Genomic DNA, 17,256 nt, shown 5'->3' with positions numbered 1-17,256 from the left:
ATGCATGACAAACCGGACGAAGCGGTGGGCGCTCTGATCGAGGAGTTCCTGACTGCCCGGGCCACCCGTAAGCCCTCCCCCCACACCCTGGCCGCGTACCGCAGGGATCTGACCACTGTGGCCGAACTGGTCGCGGCGGACGGTGACGCCACTCCCCTGGACCGGCTGGCGGTCGGCGCCCTCTCCCCCCGGGTGATGCGCGCGGCGTTCGCGCGGTTCGCCGCTCCCCGCGCCGCCGCGTCGGTCCATCGTGCCTGGTCGACCTGGAACAGCTTCTTCACGTTCCTGGTCGCCGAGGGTGTCGTGCCGGGAAATCCGATGCCGGCGGTGGGGCGTCCCCGCACGCCTCTCCCCCGGCCCAAGCCGCTGCGGGGTGAGGACACCCCGGAGGAACTGCTGGCGGCGGTGGCCCGGTCGGAGGGCGGGCAGCGTGATCCGTGGCCGGAGCGCGACCTGGCGGTGCTGGCGCTGGCGTTGTGCGCGGGGTTGCGCCTGTCGGAGCTGCTGGCGCTGCGGGTGTCGTCGGTGGCCGGGCGCGACGGCGAGCGGCGGGTGGATGTGGCGGGCAAGGGTGGGCGGCCGCGTACGGTGCCGATCGAGGACGCCGTGGACCGGGTGCTTGCGGGTTACCTGGACAGCCGGCGGCACCGGTTCGGGTCGCGCAGTGTGCGGCCGGACTCGCCGTTGCTGGTGGACCGCCAGGGTGAGGCGTTGCGACGGGGTGGACTGCAGTACCTGGTGGAGTCGTGTTACCGGCGGGCGGGCATCGGTGACCGAGTGCCGCGCGGTGCGCGGTTGCACGCGTTGCGGCACACGTTCGCGACGCGGCTGGCGGAGGACGGGGCGAGCGCGGCGGAGATCATGCGGCTGCTGGGGCATGCGTCGTTGGCGTCGTCGCAGACGTACATCGAGGTGACGGCGGGTCAGCAGCGGGCGGCGGTGGCGGCGAACCGTACCAACCGGGCGTTGTCGGGGTTGACGTCGCCGCGGTGACGGTCGCGTGGCGGTCGGCGCGAGGGCTGGTGCAGCTGGCAGGATCGGCCGGATGCGGGTGGGTGCGGCGCGGGCGGTGGCGGTCGAATGGGTGCGGGAGCGGATGCGCGCCGATGCGTCGATCGAGGGGGCGTTGTTCAGCGGGTCGACTGTGGGGTTGCCGGCCGACGCGGTGCTGCCGGTGTGGTCGGACGTGGACGTGTTGCTGGTGCGCCGGGAGCCCGGCGCGAAGGTGGGCAAGTTCGTGCACCGGGGGGTGCTGCTGGAGATCAGCACTGTCACCTGGGAGGAGTTGGGCGGCCCGGAGGACGTGCTGGGGTCGTGGGTGTTCGCGCCGATGTTCCGTACCGATGGGGTGATCGCGGATCCGTCGGGGCGGTTGGCCGCGGTGCGGGAGCGGGTGGCGGCGGGGTTCGCGGATCCGGTGTGGGTGCGGGCGCGGTGCGCGGGGGTGCGGCGGCGGATCGAGGCAGGGTTGCGGGCGGTCGGCGGTTCGGCGCCGGTGGCGCAGCAGGTGCTGGCGTGGGTGTTTCCGACGTCGTTGCTGGCGGTGTGGCCGGCGGTGGCGGGGTTGGTGGATCCGACGGTGCGGCGGCGGTACGTGCGGGCGGAGCGCGTGCTGTCGAGGTTCGGGTTCGGGGAGCGGTATGCGGGGTTGCTGGACACGCTCGACGGCGGCGGGGTGAGCCTGGACGCGGCGCGGGTGCGGGAGCATCTGGCCGGGTTGGCGGTGGTGTTCGACGAGGTGGCGCGGTTGTCGCGGGAGGGGTTCGCGTTCGGGGCGGATCTGGGTGCGGCGGGGCGTCCGGTGGTGTTCGACGGTGCGGCTGAGCTGATCGCGGCGGGGCGGCATCGGGAGGCGATGTTCTGGGTGCTGGTGACGTACGCGCGGTGTCATGTGGTGTTGGGCCAGGTGGTGCCGGAGCGGGAGCGGGCGTTCGGTGCGGTGCTGGCGGATCTGGGTGTGGCGTCGGTGGCGGATCGGCGGCGGCGGGCGGATGGGCTGCTGGCGGCGTTGCCGGGGTGGCAGACGGTGGTGGATGCGGTGGCGGCGGAGGCTGTGGCAGGCTGAGGGGGACGCGACTGGCGGCACGGGGATGGGTGAACCATCGGGGAGCTCGTCGTGGGGGTCGACCGCCTGGGCCCCTGCGGGCGAGGTGTCGTATGTCTTCTGCGCGGTTGTTGCCGGGTGCCCCGGTGGCGGAGCGGGTGTTGTCGGAGGTCGCCGGGTCGGTGGCGGAGCTGCGTGCGGCGGGGGTGACGCCGGCGCTGGCGACGGTGCTGGTGGGTGACGACGACGCGAGCGCGGGCTATATCCGGATCAAGTCTCGGCAGGCGGCGGAGTTGGGGTTCGTGTCGCCGCACGTGCATCTGCCGGCGTCGGCGTCGCAGGCGGATCTGCACGCGGTGCTGGCGGATTTCAACGCGGACAAGACGGTGCACGGGGTGCTGGTGCAGTATCCGATCCCGGGGCATCTGGACTATGACCGGGCGTTGGCGGTGCTGGACCCGGACAAGGACGTGGACGGGATGCATCCGGTGAACATGGGCCGGCTGGCGTTGGGGTTGCCGGGTCCGTTGCCGTGTACGCCGGCGGGCATCGAGGCGTTGCTGGCGTTCCACGGTGTGCCGGTGGCGGGCCGGGAGGTGGTGATTCTGGGCCGGGGTGCGACGTTGGGGCGGCCGCTTGCGATGTTGCTGGCGCAGAAGCGGCCGACGGCGAACGCGGCGGTGACTGTGGTGCACACGGGGGTGGCGGACTGGCCGCGGTATACGCGGCGCGCGGAGATCCTGGTGGCGGCGGTGGGGGTGCCGGGGATCGTGCGGCCGGAGCATGTGCGTCCGGGTGCGGTGGTGGTCGGTGGTGGGGTGCGGTACGAGGGGCGGCGGTTGCTGCCGGACGTGGACGAGTCGTGTGCCGAGGTGGCGGGGGCGATCACGCCGCGGGTGGGCGGGGTGGGTCCGACGACCGTGGCGATGTTGTTCCGTAACGCGGTGGAGGCGGCGCGGCGGCAGAGCGGGCTGGGCTGAGGGTCAGCCGAGGTCGACGACGAGGGGCCGGTGGTCGGAGATGGTGGCCAGCGGGGTGTGCACGGCGGTGACGGGTGGCAGCCGGTCGAGCCCGTGGCGGTCGGCGAGGATGTGGTCGAGTTGGACGCGGGGTTGCCCGGCCGGGTAGGTGGGGCGGCGGGCGAGGGGCTGCCAGCGGGTGAGCGCGGCGGCGGGTCCGGCGGGCAGGTTGAGGTCGCCGAGCAGGATCCGGGGCGCGGGCAGGGTGCGCAGGACGCGGACGACGCGGCGTAGTTGCCAGGCGTTCCAGCCGGGGACGAAGGACAGGTGGGTGGCGGCGACGGTGAGGGGGCCGTGGGGGGTGTCGAGGACGGCGGCGAGCACGACGCGGGGTTCGTCGCGGAGCAGGATGAGTCCGCCGCCGGGGCCGGGTGCGTAGATGGGTGAGCGGACGGGGGCGGCTCGCAGCCGGGTGACCTGCCAGGAGCGGACGGGGTAGCGGCTGATCAGGCCGATGCCGTAGAGGGGTTCGCCGCGGCCGTCGTCGTCGTGGGTGAGGGGGCGGAACTGTTCGCCGGGGGTGCCGACGACGGCGGCGGCGAAGCGGTGGTGGTCGGCGTGCAGGGCGTGCGCGGCCAGGGCGGTGAGGTCGAGTTTGCCGCTGCGGCTCTGGTCGCGGTCGACTTCCTGGAGGGCGAGGACGTCGGCGTCGAGGTCGGTGACGGCGGTGGTGAGCCGGTAGGGGTCGACGAGTCCGTCGGTGAGGGATCGGCCGTGCAGCAGGTTGAAGGTGGCCAGGCGCACCTGGACACCCTACGTCGTCGTGGGAGTCTTGCCGGGTGCTGAAGCTGTTGTGCTGTTCGATGCTGGTGTTCGTGGCGGTGGGGTCGGTCGGGGTGTGGTTGCGGCGTCGCCGGGGGCGGTGAGGCTGGCCACAGGTGGCCTCGTCGCTGGTGGCGGGGTGGGCAGAATGCGGCGGTGGATGCCCTGTCGTTGACGACGTTGCTGACCGCTGCCCTTCTCGCCGGGTGGGTGGACGCGGTGGTGGGTGGCGGTGGCCTGTTGTTGTTGCCGGCGTTGCTGGTGGCGGCGCCGGGTGTGCCGGTGGCGACGGCGTTGGGCACGAACAAGCTGGCGGCGATCTTCGGTACGTCGACGGCGGCGGTGACGTACGCGCGGCGTACGAAGCTGGACTGGGCGGTGGCGGGTCCGGCGGCCGGGTTGGCGGTGCTGACGGCGGGGTTGGGTGCGGCGTTGGCGGGTGCGGTGCCGGGCAGCGCGTACCGGCCGGTGGTGCTCGTGGTGCTGGTGGCGGTGGCGGTGTTCGTGCTGGCGCGGCCGTCGCTGGGTGTGGTGGCGTCGCCGCAGCGTCGGACCCCTCGGCGGATGGTCGTGGCGGTGGCGGTGGCCGGTCTGGGCATCGCCCTGTACGACGGGTTGATCGGGCCGGGTACGGGCACGTTCCTGGTGCTGGCGTTCACGGCGATTCTGGGTTCGGATTTCGTGCACGCGTCGGCGATGGCGAAGGTCGTGAACGCGGGCACGAATCTGGGTGCGCTTGTGGTGTTCGGGTTGACCGGGCACGTGTGGTGGGCGCTCGGTGCGGCGATGGCGGTGTGCAACGTGGTGGGGGCGGCGGTGGGCGCGCGGATGGCGTTGAAGCGCGGGGCCGGGTTCGTGCGGGTGGTGTTGCTGGTGGTGGTGCTGGCGCTGGTGGCCCGGCTGGGTTACGACCAGTGGATGGCGAGCTGATCGCGGTGGCGGTGCGGGCGGAGCACGATCGGGCGGTGCTGGCGGGTCTGCTGGGCCGGGATCCGGTGTTGCACGCGTATCAGTTGGGTGATCTGGACGATTTCTTCTGGCCGTACACGTCGTGGTTCCGGCGTGGCGACCAGGTGGTGTTGCTGTATCACGGGGTGGAGTTGCCGACGTTGCTGGCGTTCGCGGCGCCGGATGGGGTGGCGGAGTTGTCGGCGTTGCTGGTGGAGGCGGCGCCGGTGTTGCCGGCACGGTTGTGGGCGCACCTGTCCCCCGGTCTGGAGGAGACCGTGAGCCGCTGGTTCGTGGTGTCGGAGGCGGCGCCGCATCTGCGGATGGCGTTGACGGATCCCGGCGCGCTGGCTTCGGTGGCGGCGGTGGGTGAGCCGTTGAGGCCGGCGGATGCGGCGGAGCTGGCCGGGTTGTACGCGGTGGCGTATCCGGGGAACTGGTTCGACGCGCGGATGCTGGAGACGGGCCAGTACGTGGGGGTGCGGGAGCGGGGCCGGCTGGTGGCCGTGGCGGGGGTGCACGTGTTCTCGCCGCGGTGGCGGGTGGCGGCGCTGGGGAACGTGACGACGCATCCGGATGTGCGGGGTCGTGGTCTGGGGGCGGGTGTGGTGGCGGCGTTGTGCGCCCGGCTGCGCGCCTCGGTGGATCATGTGACGTTGAACGTGCGGGCGGACAACGTCGCGGCGGTGCGGTTGTACGAGCGGCTGGGGTTCACCCGGGTGGCCGGGTTCACGGGGTGCGCGTTGACGCGGCGGGTGGGGTCAGCGGCCGCGGCTGGGTGAGTCGAAGCGGCCGGCGCGGATCTCCCGCAGGGCGCGGCGGCGGGTGTCGCCGCGCAGCGTGTCGACGTAGAGGCGGCCGTGCAGGTGGTCGGTCTCGTGTTGCAGTGCGCGGGCGAGGAAGCCGCTGCCGGTGACGGTGAGCGGTTGGCCGTGCTGGTCGTAGCCGTGGGCGGTGGCGTGCATGGCGCGGGGGGTCGGGAAGTACAGGCTGGGGATGGACAGGCAGCCTTCCTCGTCGTCCTGGAGTTCGTCGGACACCTCCACGGTGGGGTTGACCATGTGGCCGCGGTGGCCGTCGGCGTCGTAGACGAACACCTGGGCGTTGACGCCGATCTGGGGTGCGGCGACGCCGGCGCGGCCGGGTGCGCCGAGCAGCGTGTCCATCAGGTCGGTTACGAGGGCGCGCAGTTCGGCGTCGAAGCTGGTGACGGGTTCGCTGGGGGTGCGCAGCACGGGGTCGCCGATGATCCGGATGGGGCGCATAGTCATGTCCGGAAGGCTATCCGTTGCTTACCGTTCGCGGGTGTCCGGTGGGGTGTCGAGGAGCCCCGTGTCGGCGATGCGGTCGCGCAGGGGGCGGCGGCGCAGGGCGTCGAGGACGGCGTACAGCTCGTCGGCGAGCGGCACCGGCAGTTCGGTGTCGAGGTGGCGCACGGCGGCGGTGGTGGCGGCCCATTCGGCTTCGACGGCGGGCAGTAGGGCGCGGGCGCGGCCGGTGAGGGTGACGATGCGGTGCCGGGCGTCGGCGCCGGGGCGCAGGTCGACGAGGCCGGCGCGGCGCATCTGGGCGACGGTCTGGCTGGCGGCGGAGTGGGTGACGCCGATACGGGTGGCGAGGTCGCGGATGGGCAGCGGCCCGTCGGCGACGAGCGCGCGCACGACTGGTGAGTAGCGGGGCCGGTAGTCGGTGAGGCCGAGGCGGTCGTGGACGGCGGCGACGTCGCCGTCGAGGACGTCCAGGACGTGGCGTAGCAGGGTGCCGAGGGCGTCGCGGTCGGGGGCGGTCACGTCCACTAATGTAACAGCGCTGTTGTATCTGACCCGGGGAGGCCAATGATGTATCCGCCGATCGAGCCGTACGCGCACGGCATGTTGGACGTCGGGGACGGGCAGCGCGTGTACTGGGAGACGTGCGGCAACCCGGACGGCCGTCCGGCGCTGGTGGTGCACGGCGGGCCCGGCTCCGGGGCGGGCGCGTCGTGGCGGCGGCTGTTCGACCCGTCCGCCTACCGGATCGTGCTGTTCGACCAGCGTGGCTGCGGGCGCAGCACTCCCCCGGCCTCCGATCCGGCCACCGACCTGTCGGTGAACACCACGGCGCATCTGCTGGCCGACATGGAGCTGCTGCGCGTACACCTGGGGATCGACAGGTGGCTGCTGTGCGGCGCGTCGTGGGGGTCGTCGCTGGCACTGGCGTACGCGCAGCGCCACCCGGATCGGGTGAGCGCGCTGGTGCTGTTCAGCGTGGTCGCCAACACCAGCCGCGAGATCGAGTGGGTGACCCGGGACATGGGGCGGGTCTTCCCGCAGGAGTGGGCGCGGTTCCGCGACGGCGTGCCCGGGTCCGACCGCGACGGTGACCTGTCCGCCGCGTACGCCCGGCTGGTCAACGACCCGGACCCGGCTGTGCGGGAGCGGGCCGCCCGGGACTGGTGCGACTGGGAGGACGTGCACGTGTCCCTGGCCGGCGGGTACGCGCCGAGTCCCCGGTTCGCCGACCCGGTGTTCCGGTTCGGGTTCACCCGGCTGGTGACCCACTACTTCGCCAACCGGGGTTTCCTGCCCGACGGTCAGCTGATGCGCGACGCCGGCCGGCTGGCCGGCATCCCGGGGGTGCTGGTGCAGGGCCGGCTGGACGTCAGTGGGCCGCCGGACATCGCGTGGCTGCTGACCCGGGACTGGCCGGACGCGCGGCTGGAGATCGTGGAGTCCGGCGGCCACGGCGGCGGGCACGGCATCAGCGAGCGGGTGGTAGCGGCTCTGGACGCGTTCGCCGCCGCGCCCGGCCCCGCCGCCTGAGCCGCAGCGCCGACCGTCAGCCGGCGAGCAGGGCGCGGATCGGGGCGGCCTTGGCGGCGGCTTCGGCGACCTCGGCGGCGGGGTCGCTGTCCCAGGTGATGCCGCCGCCGGCCCACAGGTGCAGCCGTCGCCCGTCGGCGGCGGCGGTGCGGATGGTCAGGCCCAGGTCGAGCCGGTCCGGCCCGACCCAGCCGAGCGCGCCCATGCCGGCGCCGCGCCCGACCGGCTCCAGCGCGGCGATCTGCGCCAGCGCGGCGCGCTTGGGCGCGCCGGTGACCGACCCGCCGGGGCACAGCGCGCGCAGCAGGTCGGCCAGGCCCAGCCCGTCGGCGGGCGCCGCGGACACCGTCGACTCCGCCTGCCACAGGTCACACCAGCGGCGTACGGCGAACAGCTCGTCGACGCGCACCGAGCCGGTACGGGCCACCCGGGCCAGGTCGTTGCGTTCCAGGTCGACGATCATGACGTGTTCGGCGCGTTCCTTGGCCGAGGCGAGCAGGTCGCGGCGCCCGGCGGCGGTGGCCGGGCGGGTGCCCTTGATCGGGCGGGTGACCAGCCGGCCGTGCTCGACCGCGATCAGCGTCTCCGGGGAGGCGCAGCCGAGCGCCCAGCCGGGTCCGCGCAGCGTGCCGCCGTAGCGGGCGCCGGGCAGCGCGGCGAGGCGGGCCAGCGCCGGCAGCGGGTCACCGGTGTACGTGGCGGCGGCGTGCCCGACGACGTTCACCTGGTACACGTCGCCGCGGGCGATGGCGGCGCGGACCGCCTCGACGGCGGCGGCGTGCGCGTCCGGGGCCCAGCTGTCCCGCCACGGCCCCAGCCGCCAGGGCGCGAGGGCCGGGCGCGGTGGCGGCACCGGCCGGCCGGTGTGGTGGTAGACGACCACGACCAGGTCGGGCAGCACCGGCGCGGGACTCGGTGCGCCGGGCGACACGCCGATCGCGTACGCCCCGGCGGCGGCGGACAGATACAGCGCGGCCCCGCACACGCCGCGCTGCGGGTCGTGGTGGCCGGGGCGGGACAGGTCGTCGCGGGCGATGCCGTGCGCGGCGAGGAAGCGTTGCGCCAGATCAGTGGGGTCCCCGCCGTCGCCGACGGACCAGTGCAGGCGAGCGGCCTCGACCAGCCGGTGGCGGCAGCCGGGCGGCGCTCCGGGCGCATCGACCTCCACCTGTGGGAGCGCTTCCACGACGTCCGGGCCGTTACGGGTCATCCGTTCAGCCCATTCTGGGTGAACAAGACGCATCCTTGCTCGTTGCCGCTCAGTTTTCCTTGGTACTGTGCGTCACTGGTCATGTGAACCATGACACAGTGCCCCCACAGTCCGGAGAACCCGATGTGTCAGCACCAGCCCACCTGCCCCTCTGCCGACGCGACCGACCGTGAGGCCGCCCGCGTCCTCGCCTGCTTTCCTGAACAGGGCTGGAGCCTGCTCTGCAACGGTGTCATCATCTTCGAGGACACCGGTGAGCTGCTCCCCGACGGGCGCACCATCGCCCCGCACCGGGGTCCGGCCCGCCACGCCCTCGTTGCCTGATCCATCACGCAGCGTCAGTGAGCGTACGCGCCGGCCCTGACCGGCCGGCGCCCCGGCCGGGGCGGCGACAGTCCCACCGCCCCGGCGTAGCCGCTCAGTCCTCGAACGCCTCCGGCGCGGGGCACGAGCAGACCAGGTTCCGGTCGCCGTACGCGCCGTCGACACGCCGCACCGGAGGCCAGTACCGGCCCGCCCGTTCCACCCCTGCCGGGTAGGCCCCCACCGACCGCGGGTACGGATGCGGCCACTCGTCGGCGGACACCATCGCCGCGGTGTGCGGCGCGTTGGACAGCGGGTTGTCCCCCGCCGGCCACTGCCCCGAGCCGACCTTGTCGATCTCCGCGCGGATCGCGATCATCGCGTCGCAGAACCGGTCCAGCTCGGCCAGGTCCTCACTCTCGGTCGGCTCCACCATCAGCGTCCCCGCCACCGGGAACGACATCGTCGGCGCGTGGAAGCCGTAGTCGATCAGCCGCTTCGCCACGTCGTCGACGCTCACGCCGGTCGCCTTGGTCAGCGGACGCAGGTCCAGGATGCACTCGTGCGCCACCAGGCCCTTGTTTCCGGAGTACAGCACCGGGAAGTGGTTACGCAGCCGCGCCGCCACGTAGTTCGCCGCCAGGACCGCGACGCCGGTGGCGCGCGCCAGGCCGTCGGCGCCCATCATCCGCAGGTACGCCCACGGGATCGGCAGGATCCCCGCCGACCCGTGGTTCGCCGCCGAGATCGCCGGCCGCCCCTCGGCGCGCGCGCCGAGCGGGTCACCGGGCAGGAACGGCGCCAGGTGCGACCGCACCGCCACCGGGCCCACACCGGGACCGCCGCCGCCGTGCGGAATGCAGAACGTCTTGTGCAGGTTCAGGTGCGACACGTCCGCGCCGAACCGGCCCGGCTTGGCGAACCCGACCAGCGCGTTGAGGTTCGCGCCGTCGACGTACACCTGACCGCCCGCGTCGTGGACCTTCGCGCACAACTGGGCGATGCCGGTCTCGTAGACGCCGTGCGTCGACGGGTACGTCACCATGATCGCGGCGAGCGCGTCCCGGTGCTTGTCGATCTTCGCGTCGAGGTCGACCAGGTCGACGTTGCCGTCGGCGTCGCAGCCGACCACCACCACCCGCATGCCGGCCATCACCGCCGACGCGGCGTTGGTGCCGTGCGCCGACGACGGGATCAGGCACACCTCGCGGTGGCCCTCGCCGCGCTCGCGGTGGTAGGCGCGGATCGCCAGCAGACCGGCCAGCTCACCCTGCGACCCGGCGTTGGGTTGCACGCTGACCGCGTCGTAGCCGGTGACCTCGGCCAGCCAGCCCTCCAACTGGGCGATCAGCTGCCGGTACCCGGCGGTCTGCGCGGCCGGCGCGAACGGGTGCAGGTGCGCGAACTCCGGCCAGGTGATCGGTTCCATCTCGGTGGTGGCGTTGAGCTTCATCGTGCACGACCCCAGCGGGATCATGCCCCGGTCCAGCGCGTAGTCGAAGTCGGCCAGGCGGCGCAGGTAGCGCAGCATCGCCGTCTCCGAGTGGTGGCTGTGGAACACCGGGTGGGTGAGGAACTCCGACGTGCGGGCCAACCCGTCCGGCAGGCTCGCACCGGCGTCGCCGTCGAAGCCGTCGACGCCGAACGCCGCCCACACCGCCTGAAGGTGCGCGGTCGTGGTCGTCTCGTCGCAGGACACGCCGACCCGGTCGGCGTCGACCAGCCGCAGGTTCACGTCACGCTCGGCCGCGGCGGCCACCACGTCGGCGGCCCGGCCCGGCACGATCGCGGTGACGGTGTCGAAGAACGGCACGTCGGCCACGTCGACGCCGCCGGCGCGCAGGCCCGCCGCGAGCCGTGCCGCCGCCTCGTGGGTACGCCGGGCGATGGCGCGCAGCCCGTCCGGGCCGTGGTAGACGGCGTACATGCCGGCCATCACCGCCAGCAGCACCTGCGCGGTGCAGATGTTGCTGGTCGCCTTCTCCCGGCGGATGTGCTGCTCGCGGGTCTGCAACGCCAGCCGGTACGCCGGGTTGCCGTCGGCGTCGCGGGACACCCCGACCAGGCGGCCGGGCAGCATCCGCTCCAGGCCCGAGCGCACCGCCAGGTAGCCGGCGTGCGGCCCGCCGAAGCCCATCGGCACACCGAAGCGCTGGGTGGTGCCGGCGGCGATGTCGGCGCCGATCTCGCCCGGCGGGCGCAGCAGCGTCAACGCCAGCAGATCCGCCGCGACGGCCACCAACGCGCCCACCCCGTGGGCCGCCTCGACCAGCGCCCGGTGGTCACGTACCGCGCCGGACGCGCCCGGGTACTGCAGGTGCAGGCCGAAGAACTCCGCCGGCAGGTCGTCGCGCTCGACGTCGACGACCCGCACCTCGATGCCGAGCGGCTCGGCGCGGCCGGCGATCACCGCGATGGTCTGCGGCAGCGCGTCGGCGTCGACCACGTACACCGGGCTCCTGCTCTTGGACGCGCGGCGCGCCAGGGTCATCGCCTCGGCCGCGGCGGTGCCCTCGTCGAGCATCGAGGCGTTCGCGGTGGCCAGCCCGGTCAGGTCGGTGACCATGGTCTGGAAGTTCAGCAGCGCCTCCAGCCGGCCCTGGCTGATCTCCGGCTGGTACGGCGTGTACGCGGTGTACCAGGCCGGGTTCTCCAGCACGTTACGGCGGATCACCGCCGGGGTGTGCGTGCCGTGGTAACCCAGGCCGATCATGGAAACGGCGACGGTGTTACGGGCGGCCAGGGCGCGCAGCTCGGCGATCGCCTGCCGCTCGCTGGCCGGGGCCGGCAGGTCCAGGGTGCCGTGCCAGCGGATCACCTCGGGGATCGCCGCGTCCATCAGCTCGTCGACGGAGCCGTAACCGACGGTGTCCAGCATCCGGCGTTCGTCGCCCGGGCCGGGGCCGATGTGCCGGCCGGCGAACTGCTCTGCGGTCATGCGCTGCGCTCCTTGGTGGGGCGAGGTCGACGGGTCGGCCTCCCCCTGAGTCGCGCTGACGCGCTCCACAGCGCCTGCCCACGTGGTCCTTTTGCCTGAGAGGTTCCGGGGAGAATCTGCCCCTTCGGCGCCGTCGGGTCGACGGTCTCTCCCACGTGGGTGGTACCGGCATCTTCCACGCTACCAGCGGGCGTGTTTCCGGCTCATGTCCCGGGGGACGATCACACCGGAGCCGGAGCCGGAGCCAGCCGGTCGGCCAGCGCGCTCAGCGTGGCGCCCAGCGGCGCGTCCAGGCGTAGCGCCGCGTACCCGTCGCCGCGGGTGACACCCTGGTTGACGATCGCCACCGGGACGCCGTGGCGGGCCGCGCGCAGCACGAACCGCCGCCCCGACATCACCGTCAACGACGAGCCGAGCACCAGCAACGCCCGCGCCCGCTCGACCAGGGCGAAACAGTCGGCCACCCGGGGCGCGGGCACCGTCTCGCCGAAGAACACCACGTCCGGTTTCAGCATGCCCGTGCCGCAGATCCCGCAGTCGACAGTGCGGAACCCGGCCACCGCCTCGTCGGGCAGGTCCACGTCGCCGTCGGGGTTGACGCGCGCCACCCGCGCGTCGAAGCCCCGGTTCGCCTCGGACAGCCGCCGGTGCAGCTCGTCGCGGCCGGTGGCGTTGCCGCAGTCCAGGCACGTCACCTCGTCGAGGCGGCCGTGCAACTCGATCACCCCTGTCGCACCGGCCGCGGTGTGCAGCCCGTCGACGTTCTGGGTGATGATCCCGCCGAGCAGCCCGGCCGCCTGCAACCGGGCCACCGCCCGGTGCCCGTCGTTCGGCACCGCCCGCGCGATCATCTGCCAGCCCAGGTGGCTGCGCGCCCAGTACCGCCGCCGCGCCAGCGGATACCGGGTGAACTCCTGATACGTCATCGGGGTGTGCCGGCGGGCCGCGCCGCTGGGCCCCCGGTAGTCGGGGATGCCCGACTCGGTGGACAGGCCCGCGCCGCTGAGCACCACCACACCACCGGCGGCCACCAGCCGCGTCAACTCCTCGAACGCCTCACTCACCCGTCCATGCTCCCTCGCCGACCTGCTGATCGGCGAGGCCGGTCACCCGGCGGGGCGCGCCCGGGCGGGCTAGGTTGATCGTATGCGCGTCGTCATCGCCGGAGGGCACGGAAAGATCGCCAAACTGCTGGAGCGGGAACTGGCCGGACGCGGAGACACCGCGCTCGGGCTGATCCGCAACCCCGACCACGCCGCCGCGCTGCGCGCCGCCGGCGCGGAACCGGTCGTCTGCGACCTCGAACACACCGACGTCGACACGCTCGCCGGTCACCTGGCCGGCGCCGACGCGGTCGTGTTCGCCGCCGGCGCCGGCCCCGGCAGCGGCGCCGACCGCAAGGACACCGTCGACCGCGGGGCCGCCGTGCTGCTCGCCGACGCCGCCGTCCAGGCCGGGGTGCGCCGCTACCTGCTGGTCTCCTCCATGGGCGTGGACGCCGCCCCGGCCAACGGCGCCGACGACGTGTGGGCGGCGTACCTGCGGGCCAAGAAGGCCGCCGAGGACGACGTCACCGCCCGCGACCTCGACGTGACGGTGCTGCGGCCCGGCCGCCTCACCGACGACGAACCCGAAGGCCGCATCGCCCTGGCCCGGCACGTCGAACCCGGCGCGATCAGCCGCGCCGACGTGGCCCGGGTGCTGCTCGCCCTGCTGTACGCCCCGGCCACCGCCGGGCACACCCTGGAACTGGTCGGCGGGGACATCCCCATCGCCGAGGCGATCGCCGCCGTCTGACCCGGCACGTCCCGGCCCGCCGCACAGGCGGGCCGGGACACCGCTCAACGCTGGTGACGGGACAACGCCGGCTGCGGCACGCCCCCACCGGCCTGCGGCAACTCCCGGGCGATCCGCTCCATCGTGCGCGCCAACTGCTCACTGCCGTCGTCGAGGTGCCGCGCCGCCGCCTGCATGTGCGAGATCATCATCTCGCCGAAGATCCGCAACGCCTCCCGCGTCGCCACCGAGTCGTCGAAGCCGCTGCCCGCGGTGCTGCGGTACTCCGTCACCGCCCGCTCGGCCTCCCGCTTCGCCTCCTCCGCCGCCGCACGCATGTAACTCTCGTACTGGGTACGGGCGTACTCGGCGACCCGGCGGGCGTAGTCGTGGGCCTGCGCGATGATCTGCTCGGCCTCCCGCTGCGCCGCCGACAACAGGTTGACCTCCTTCGCCGCCGGCGCCACCGCCGCCTCGGCGCTCGGGATCACCCCGTGCCGGTGCAGCTCCAGACGGTCGCTGAGCCGCTCGTTCTCCGCCCGCAGGTTCGCCACCTGCGCCGCCAGCAGATCCAGCTCGTCGGCCACCTGCAACCGGAACCGGTCCACATCGGTCTGCTCGTAGCCGCGCCGGGTGAACGCCGCCGACCCGAACTCCCACCGCCGTACCCGGTCGGCGGTCAACCGCACCTGCACCGGACCGGACACCTGCTGCGCGTCGTAACCGCTGATCGGCTCGGCGCTCACCGGCTCACCTCCGTTGTTCCCGGCCCGTCGGCGCCGGTCGTCGTCCGCCACGACGGGCCGTACCAGTGCTTGCCGTAACCCTCGTGATGCACCTGGCCCGGCTGGTAGCCGGCAGCGGCGAACGCCGCCACCGAATGACCCACCATCTCGTCGGACCCGCACACGTACACGTGCCGCGACCGCCAGTCCCCGTCGGCCAGCACCCGGTCGGCGATCCGCACCGACTCCCCCGGCCGGCCCGGCTCCGTCCCCGCCACGTACGACACCCGCAGCCACGGATGCGTCGCCGCCAACTTGTCGATCGCCTCGCTGTCGTAGAACTCCGTCCGCGAACGGGCCCCCACGTACAGGTCCACCCGCCGCCCCGAACCCTCCGCCACGACCTGTTCCACGAGCGCCTTCACCGGCGCCCAGCCGGTGCCACCGGCCAGCAGCAGCAGATCCGACGACCCGGCCCGCCACAACGTCAACCGGTCCCCCACCGGCGACGCCAGATGGATCCGGTCACCGGCCGCGCACCCGTACACCAGACGCGACGACACCACACCACCCGGCGCGGCCCGCACATGCAACTCCACAGTGCCGTCCGGACGCGGCGCGTTCGCCGGCGAGTAGTACCGCCACGACCGCACCGCCGGATGCGACACCCCGATCGACTGGCCCGGCGTGAACGGCAACAGGTACTGCGGACGCACCGTCAGCACCGCCACGTCGAACGTGCGCTGCTCGTGGGTCAGCACCTCCGCCACCCACCACGGCGGCGACTGCGACTCCGCGGCCTGCGCGCCCTCGGTCATCACCTGCGCCACCAGCCCGTACGCCGCCGCCCAGTCGGCGGCCAGCTCCTCGGTCCACGCCTCACCGCAGAAGTGCCGCAGCGTCGCCAGCAGCGCCTCACCGACGGCCGGGTAGTGCTCGGCGCGCACCGCGAACTTCCGGTGATCCGCGCCGAGGTCCCGCAGGAACCCGACCAGCCGGTCCACCTGGTCCACGTGGGACACCACATGCCCCAACGCCGCCACCAGACGGTCCCGCTGACCGGCCATGTTCGTCGGGAACATCTGCCGGGTCTCCGGATGCGCCAGGAACAGCGTCGAATAGAAGTAGAGCGGCACCTGGTCGCCGTGCGCGACGACCAGGGACCAGCTCTGCTTGAGCCGTGCGACGTCCACGCTCAGGCGTCTCCCGCCGACACGACCTGCTCCCGCACCTGCCCGAGCACGACCTGCACATCGGCGACCACGTCCGCCGGCACGCCCAGCTCCACCAGCGTCGCCGTCAGGTGCCCCCCGACCTTCGCGTAGTGCTCACCGGTGATGTTCAGCGGCTGGTGCGCCTCGGCCAACCCGCGGCCCGCGTACTCGTTCGGGCCACCCAGCACCACCGCCAGCATCAGCGCCAGATGCCGCCGCTGCTCCACCATGTCCACGTCGGCGAAGTAGCCGGCCAGATCAGAATCGGCCAGCACCTTGGCGTAGAACAGCTCCACAGCGGCCTTCACCGCCGCCGCGCCACCGATGCGCTCGTAGTGGGAGATCGGGGTGGTCTCGCTCGTCACCGTCATGCTCGGTCCTTCCAGCAGGGGTCCGCGGGCAGCGCCGCGGCAGGGGCTCGCCAGCCGGCGCGGCGTCACACAGCGTTCCGCCGTGATGTCGACACGCCGACGACCGAAACGGACCATAGCGCGCCCGACGCGGCAGTTCACGCCGACCCTGTCCGGATCCCGAGAACTGTCAACTACGGCCAGTCAACAACCGGGCCGAAGTCGACAGACATAGCGCAACCGAGCGACAACAGGACGTGAACACGGATGACGTACCGTCCTTTTCGGACATCACGAGGGCGGCAGCAGTGACCTGCGCACATTCACGCCCTGCTCGGACCGCGCGCCCACCCGTCTCAGGCCACCCGGAAGGAGCACACCCCGTCACCAAAACACGAATCGCGCCCCACCCCTTTTCGGGCGCGGCGCGATCCCGTCAACGAGACGCGACGCAGGTCACCCGGCCCGACGCCGGGCCCGACGAGCCGCCAGCTCGTCACCCACCGACTCGGCCTCCGGCTCCACCGCGGCCGCCGGCTCCTGCCCACCCACCGGCTCCGCCGGCAGATGCGACAACGAACCCTGGATCTCCTTGAACGCGCCACCGATCGCGATGCCGAACACCCCCTGGCCGCCCTGCAACAGGTCGACCACCTCCTCCGGCGACCGGCACTCGTACACGGTCGTCCCATCGGAGATCAACGTGATGCCCGCCAGATCGTCCACCCCACGCGACCGCAACGCGTCGATCGCCTTACGGATGTTCTGCAACGACACCCCGGCGTCCAACAGCCGCTTCACGACCTTCAACACCACCAGGTCGCGGAACGAGTACAACCGCGACGTCCCCGAACCCGACGCGTCGCGCACACTCGGCACCACAAGCGCCGTACGCGCCCAGTAGTCGAGCTGCCGGTAACTGATGCCCACCGCCGAACACGCGGTCACACCCCGATAACCGACCTCGCCGTCACCGGCCGGATCGGCCCTCACACCCGCCTGCTGCTGCCCCACACTCGGACCAGGATCTCGCGGCTCGTGCATCCGGACCAACCTCCCCGCGCCCGTGGCGGTGCCGCGTCGACTCCCCGTACGCGCACCACTCGACACGGCAACCCTAACGCCGCCCCCCGCACTTCACCCGCAGGAGACACCGCGACACGCCG

At 73.2% G+C, this 17,256-nt stretch carries 18 protein-coding genes and 1 riboswitch; of the genes, 8 read left to right on the top strand and 10 right to left on the bottom strand.

What is annotated here, in order from left to right; translation table 11 throughout:
• The 3 genes from ACFYON_RS23920 (at nt 1) to ACFYON_RS23910 (ending at nt 3,024) form a co-directional block, all read left to right on the top strand.
• Entirely contained in the window at nt 1-993 is a 993-nt protein-coding gene (locus ACFYON_RS23920; RefSeq protein WP_355096268.1) for a tyrosine-type recombinase/integrase, read from the top strand.
• Between the two features lie 52 nt (nt 994-1,045).
• Nucleotides 1,046-2,065 carry a hypothetical protein gene (locus ACFYON_RS23915; RefSeq protein ID WP_355096266.1) on the top strand — a complete coding sequence of 340 codons (1,020 nt, stop codon included), beginning with the start codon at nt 1,046-1,048 and terminating at the stop codon, nt 2,063-2,065.
• Between the two features lie 92 nt (nt 2,066-2,157).
• The gene (locus tag ACFYON_RS23910) at nt 2,158-3,024 is read left to right on the top strand and encodes a bifunctional 5,10-methylenetetrahydrofolate dehydrogenase/5,10-methenyltetrahydrofolate cyclohydrolase (protein ID WP_387190103.1); all 867 of its coding nucleotides are present in this window, start codon (nt 2,158-2,160) and stop codon (nt 3,022-3,024) included.
• Between the two features lie 3 nt (nt 3,025-3,027).
• Here ACFYON_RS23910 and ACFYON_RS23905 read toward each other — a convergent pair whose 3' ends face one another.
• Nucleotides 3,028-3,807: an endonuclease/exonuclease/phosphatase family protein gene (locus ACFYON_RS23905; RefSeq protein WP_354869347.1), complete on the bottom strand. Its 780-nt coding sequence runs from the start codon at nt 3,805-3,807 to the stop codon at nt 3,028-3,030.
• A 174-nt stretch (nt 3,808-3,981) separates the two neighbouring features.
• Between ACFYON_RS23905 and ACFYON_RS23900 the strand changes: the two genes are divergently transcribed.
• Nucleotides 3,982-4,755 carry a TSUP family transporter gene (locus ACFYON_RS23900; RefSeq protein ID WP_354869344.1) on the top strand — a complete coding sequence of 258 codons (774 nt, stop codon included), beginning with the start codon at nt 3,982-3,984 and terminating at the stop codon, nt 4,753-4,755.
• Nucleotides 4,756-4,760: 5 nt separating this feature from the next.
• The gene (locus ACFYON_RS23895) at nt 4,761-5,555 is read left to right on the top strand and encodes a GNAT family N-acetyltransferase (protein ID WP_354869341.1); all 795 of its coding nucleotides are present in this window, start codon (nt 4,761-4,763) and stop codon (nt 5,553-5,555) included.
• On the opposite strand, the gene def is transcribed toward ACFYON_RS23895, so the two are convergent.
• Both def and ACFYON_RS23885 read right to left on the bottom strand, forming a co-directional pair.
• Nucleotides 5,535-6,044 (bottom strand): peptide deformylase, encoded by a 510-nt coding sequence (def, locus tag ACFYON_RS23890; protein WP_354869339.1) that lies wholly within the window; start codon nt 6,042-6,044, stop codon nt 5,535-5,537. The genes ACFYON_RS23895 and def overlap by 21 nt on opposite strands.
• 21 nt (nt 6,045-6,065) lie before the next feature.
• Nucleotides 6,066-6,563, bottom strand: coding sequence for a MarR family transcriptional regulator (locus ACFYON_RS23885; RefSeq protein WP_354869337.1), 498 nt, complete (start codon nt 6,561-6,563; stop codon nt 6,066-6,068).
• A gap of 48 nt (nt 6,564-6,611) precedes the next feature.
• Between ACFYON_RS23885 and pip the strand changes: the two genes are divergently transcribed.
• Nucleotides 6,612-7,574 carry a prolyl aminopeptidase gene (pip, locus tag ACFYON_RS23880; protein ID WP_354869334.1) on the top strand — a complete coding sequence of 321 codons (963 nt, stop codon included), beginning with the start codon at nt 6,612-6,614 and terminating at the stop codon, nt 7,572-7,574.
• Nucleotides 7,575-7,590: 16 nt separating this feature from the next.
• Here the strand turns inward: pip and ACFYON_RS23875 are convergent, their stop codons facing one another.
• Nucleotides 7,591-8,784, bottom strand: a complete 1,194-nt coding sequence (locus tag ACFYON_RS23875; protein ID WP_354869331.1) for a chorismate-binding protein — start codon at nt 8,782-8,784, stop codon at nt 7,591-7,593.
• Between the two features lie 123 nt (nt 8,785-8,907).
• Between ACFYON_RS23875 and ACFYON_RS23870 the strand changes: the two genes are divergently transcribed.
• Nucleotides 8,908-9,108 carry a DUF5999 family protein gene (locus ACFYON_RS23870; RefSeq protein ID WP_107157847.1) on the top strand — a complete coding sequence of 67 codons (201 nt, stop codon included), beginning with the start codon at nt 8,908-8,910 and terminating at the stop codon, nt 9,106-9,108.
• Nucleotides 9,109-9,202: 94 nt separating this feature from the next.
• Here the strand turns inward: ACFYON_RS23870 and gcvP are convergent, their stop codons facing one another.
• Nucleotides 9,203-12,025, bottom strand: coding sequence for an aminomethyl-transferring glycine dehydrogenase (gene gcvP / locus ACFYON_RS23865; protein WP_354869327.1), 2,823 nt, complete (start codon nt 12,023-12,025; stop codon nt 9,203-9,205).
• 73 nt (nt 12,026-12,098) lie between these two features.
• Nucleotides 12,099-12,189: riboswitch (glycine riboswitch) on the bottom strand.
• 57 nt (nt 12,190-12,246) lie between these two features.
• On the bottom strand, nt 12,247-13,089 hold the full coding sequence (locus tag ACFYON_RS23860) for an NAD-dependent protein deacetylase (RefSeq protein ID WP_355095417.1): 843 nt from the start codon (nt 13,087-13,089) through the stop codon (nt 12,247-12,249).
• Between the two features lie 82 nt (nt 13,090-13,171).
• Here ACFYON_RS23860 and ACFYON_RS23855 point away from each other — a divergent pair, with 82 nt between their 5' ends.
• Entirely contained in the window at nt 13,172-13,822 is a 651-nt protein-coding gene (locus tag ACFYON_RS23855; RefSeq protein ID WP_355047469.1) for an NAD(P)H-binding protein, read from the top strand.
• 44 nt (nt 13,823-13,866) lie between these two features.
• On the opposite strand, the gene ACFYON_RS23850 is transcribed toward ACFYON_RS23855, so the two are convergent.
• The 4 genes from ACFYON_RS23850 to ACFYON_RS23835 form a co-directional block, all read right to left on the bottom strand.
• Nucleotides 13,867-14,547, bottom strand: a complete 681-nt coding sequence (locus ACFYON_RS23850) for a DivIVA domain-containing protein (protein ID WP_354869321.1) — start codon at nt 14,545-14,547, stop codon at nt 13,867-13,869.
• Entirely contained in the window at nt 14,544-15,719 is a 1,176-nt protein-coding gene (locus ACFYON_RS23845) for a globin domain-containing protein (RefSeq protein WP_354869319.1), read from the bottom strand. The genes ACFYON_RS23850 and ACFYON_RS23845 overlap by 4 nt, the downstream gene beginning before the upstream one ends.
• 2 nt (nt 15,720-15,721) lie before the next feature.
• Nucleotides 15,722-16,111, bottom strand: a complete 390-nt coding sequence (locus tag ACFYON_RS23840) for a group 1 truncated hemoglobin (RefSeq protein ID WP_354869318.1) — start codon at nt 16,109-16,111, stop codon at nt 15,722-15,724.
• 435 nt (nt 16,112-16,546) lie between these two features.
• Complete coding sequence (locus ACFYON_RS23835; protein ID WP_354869316.1) at nt 16,547-17,134, bottom strand: MerR family transcriptional regulator; 588 nt, start codon at nt 17,132-17,134, stop codon at nt 16,547-16,549.
• Nucleotides 17,135-17,256: the final 122 nt, after the last annotated feature.

The organism is Micromonospora sp. NPDC005686, assembly GCF_042871665.1.
Taxonomy (GTDB): Bacteria; Actinomycetota; Actinomycetes; order Mycobacteriales; family Micromonosporaceae; genus Micromonospora.
The sequence above is the reverse complement of the archived record's forward strand: the minus strand, read 5'-3'. Positions and strand labels throughout refer to the sequence as shown.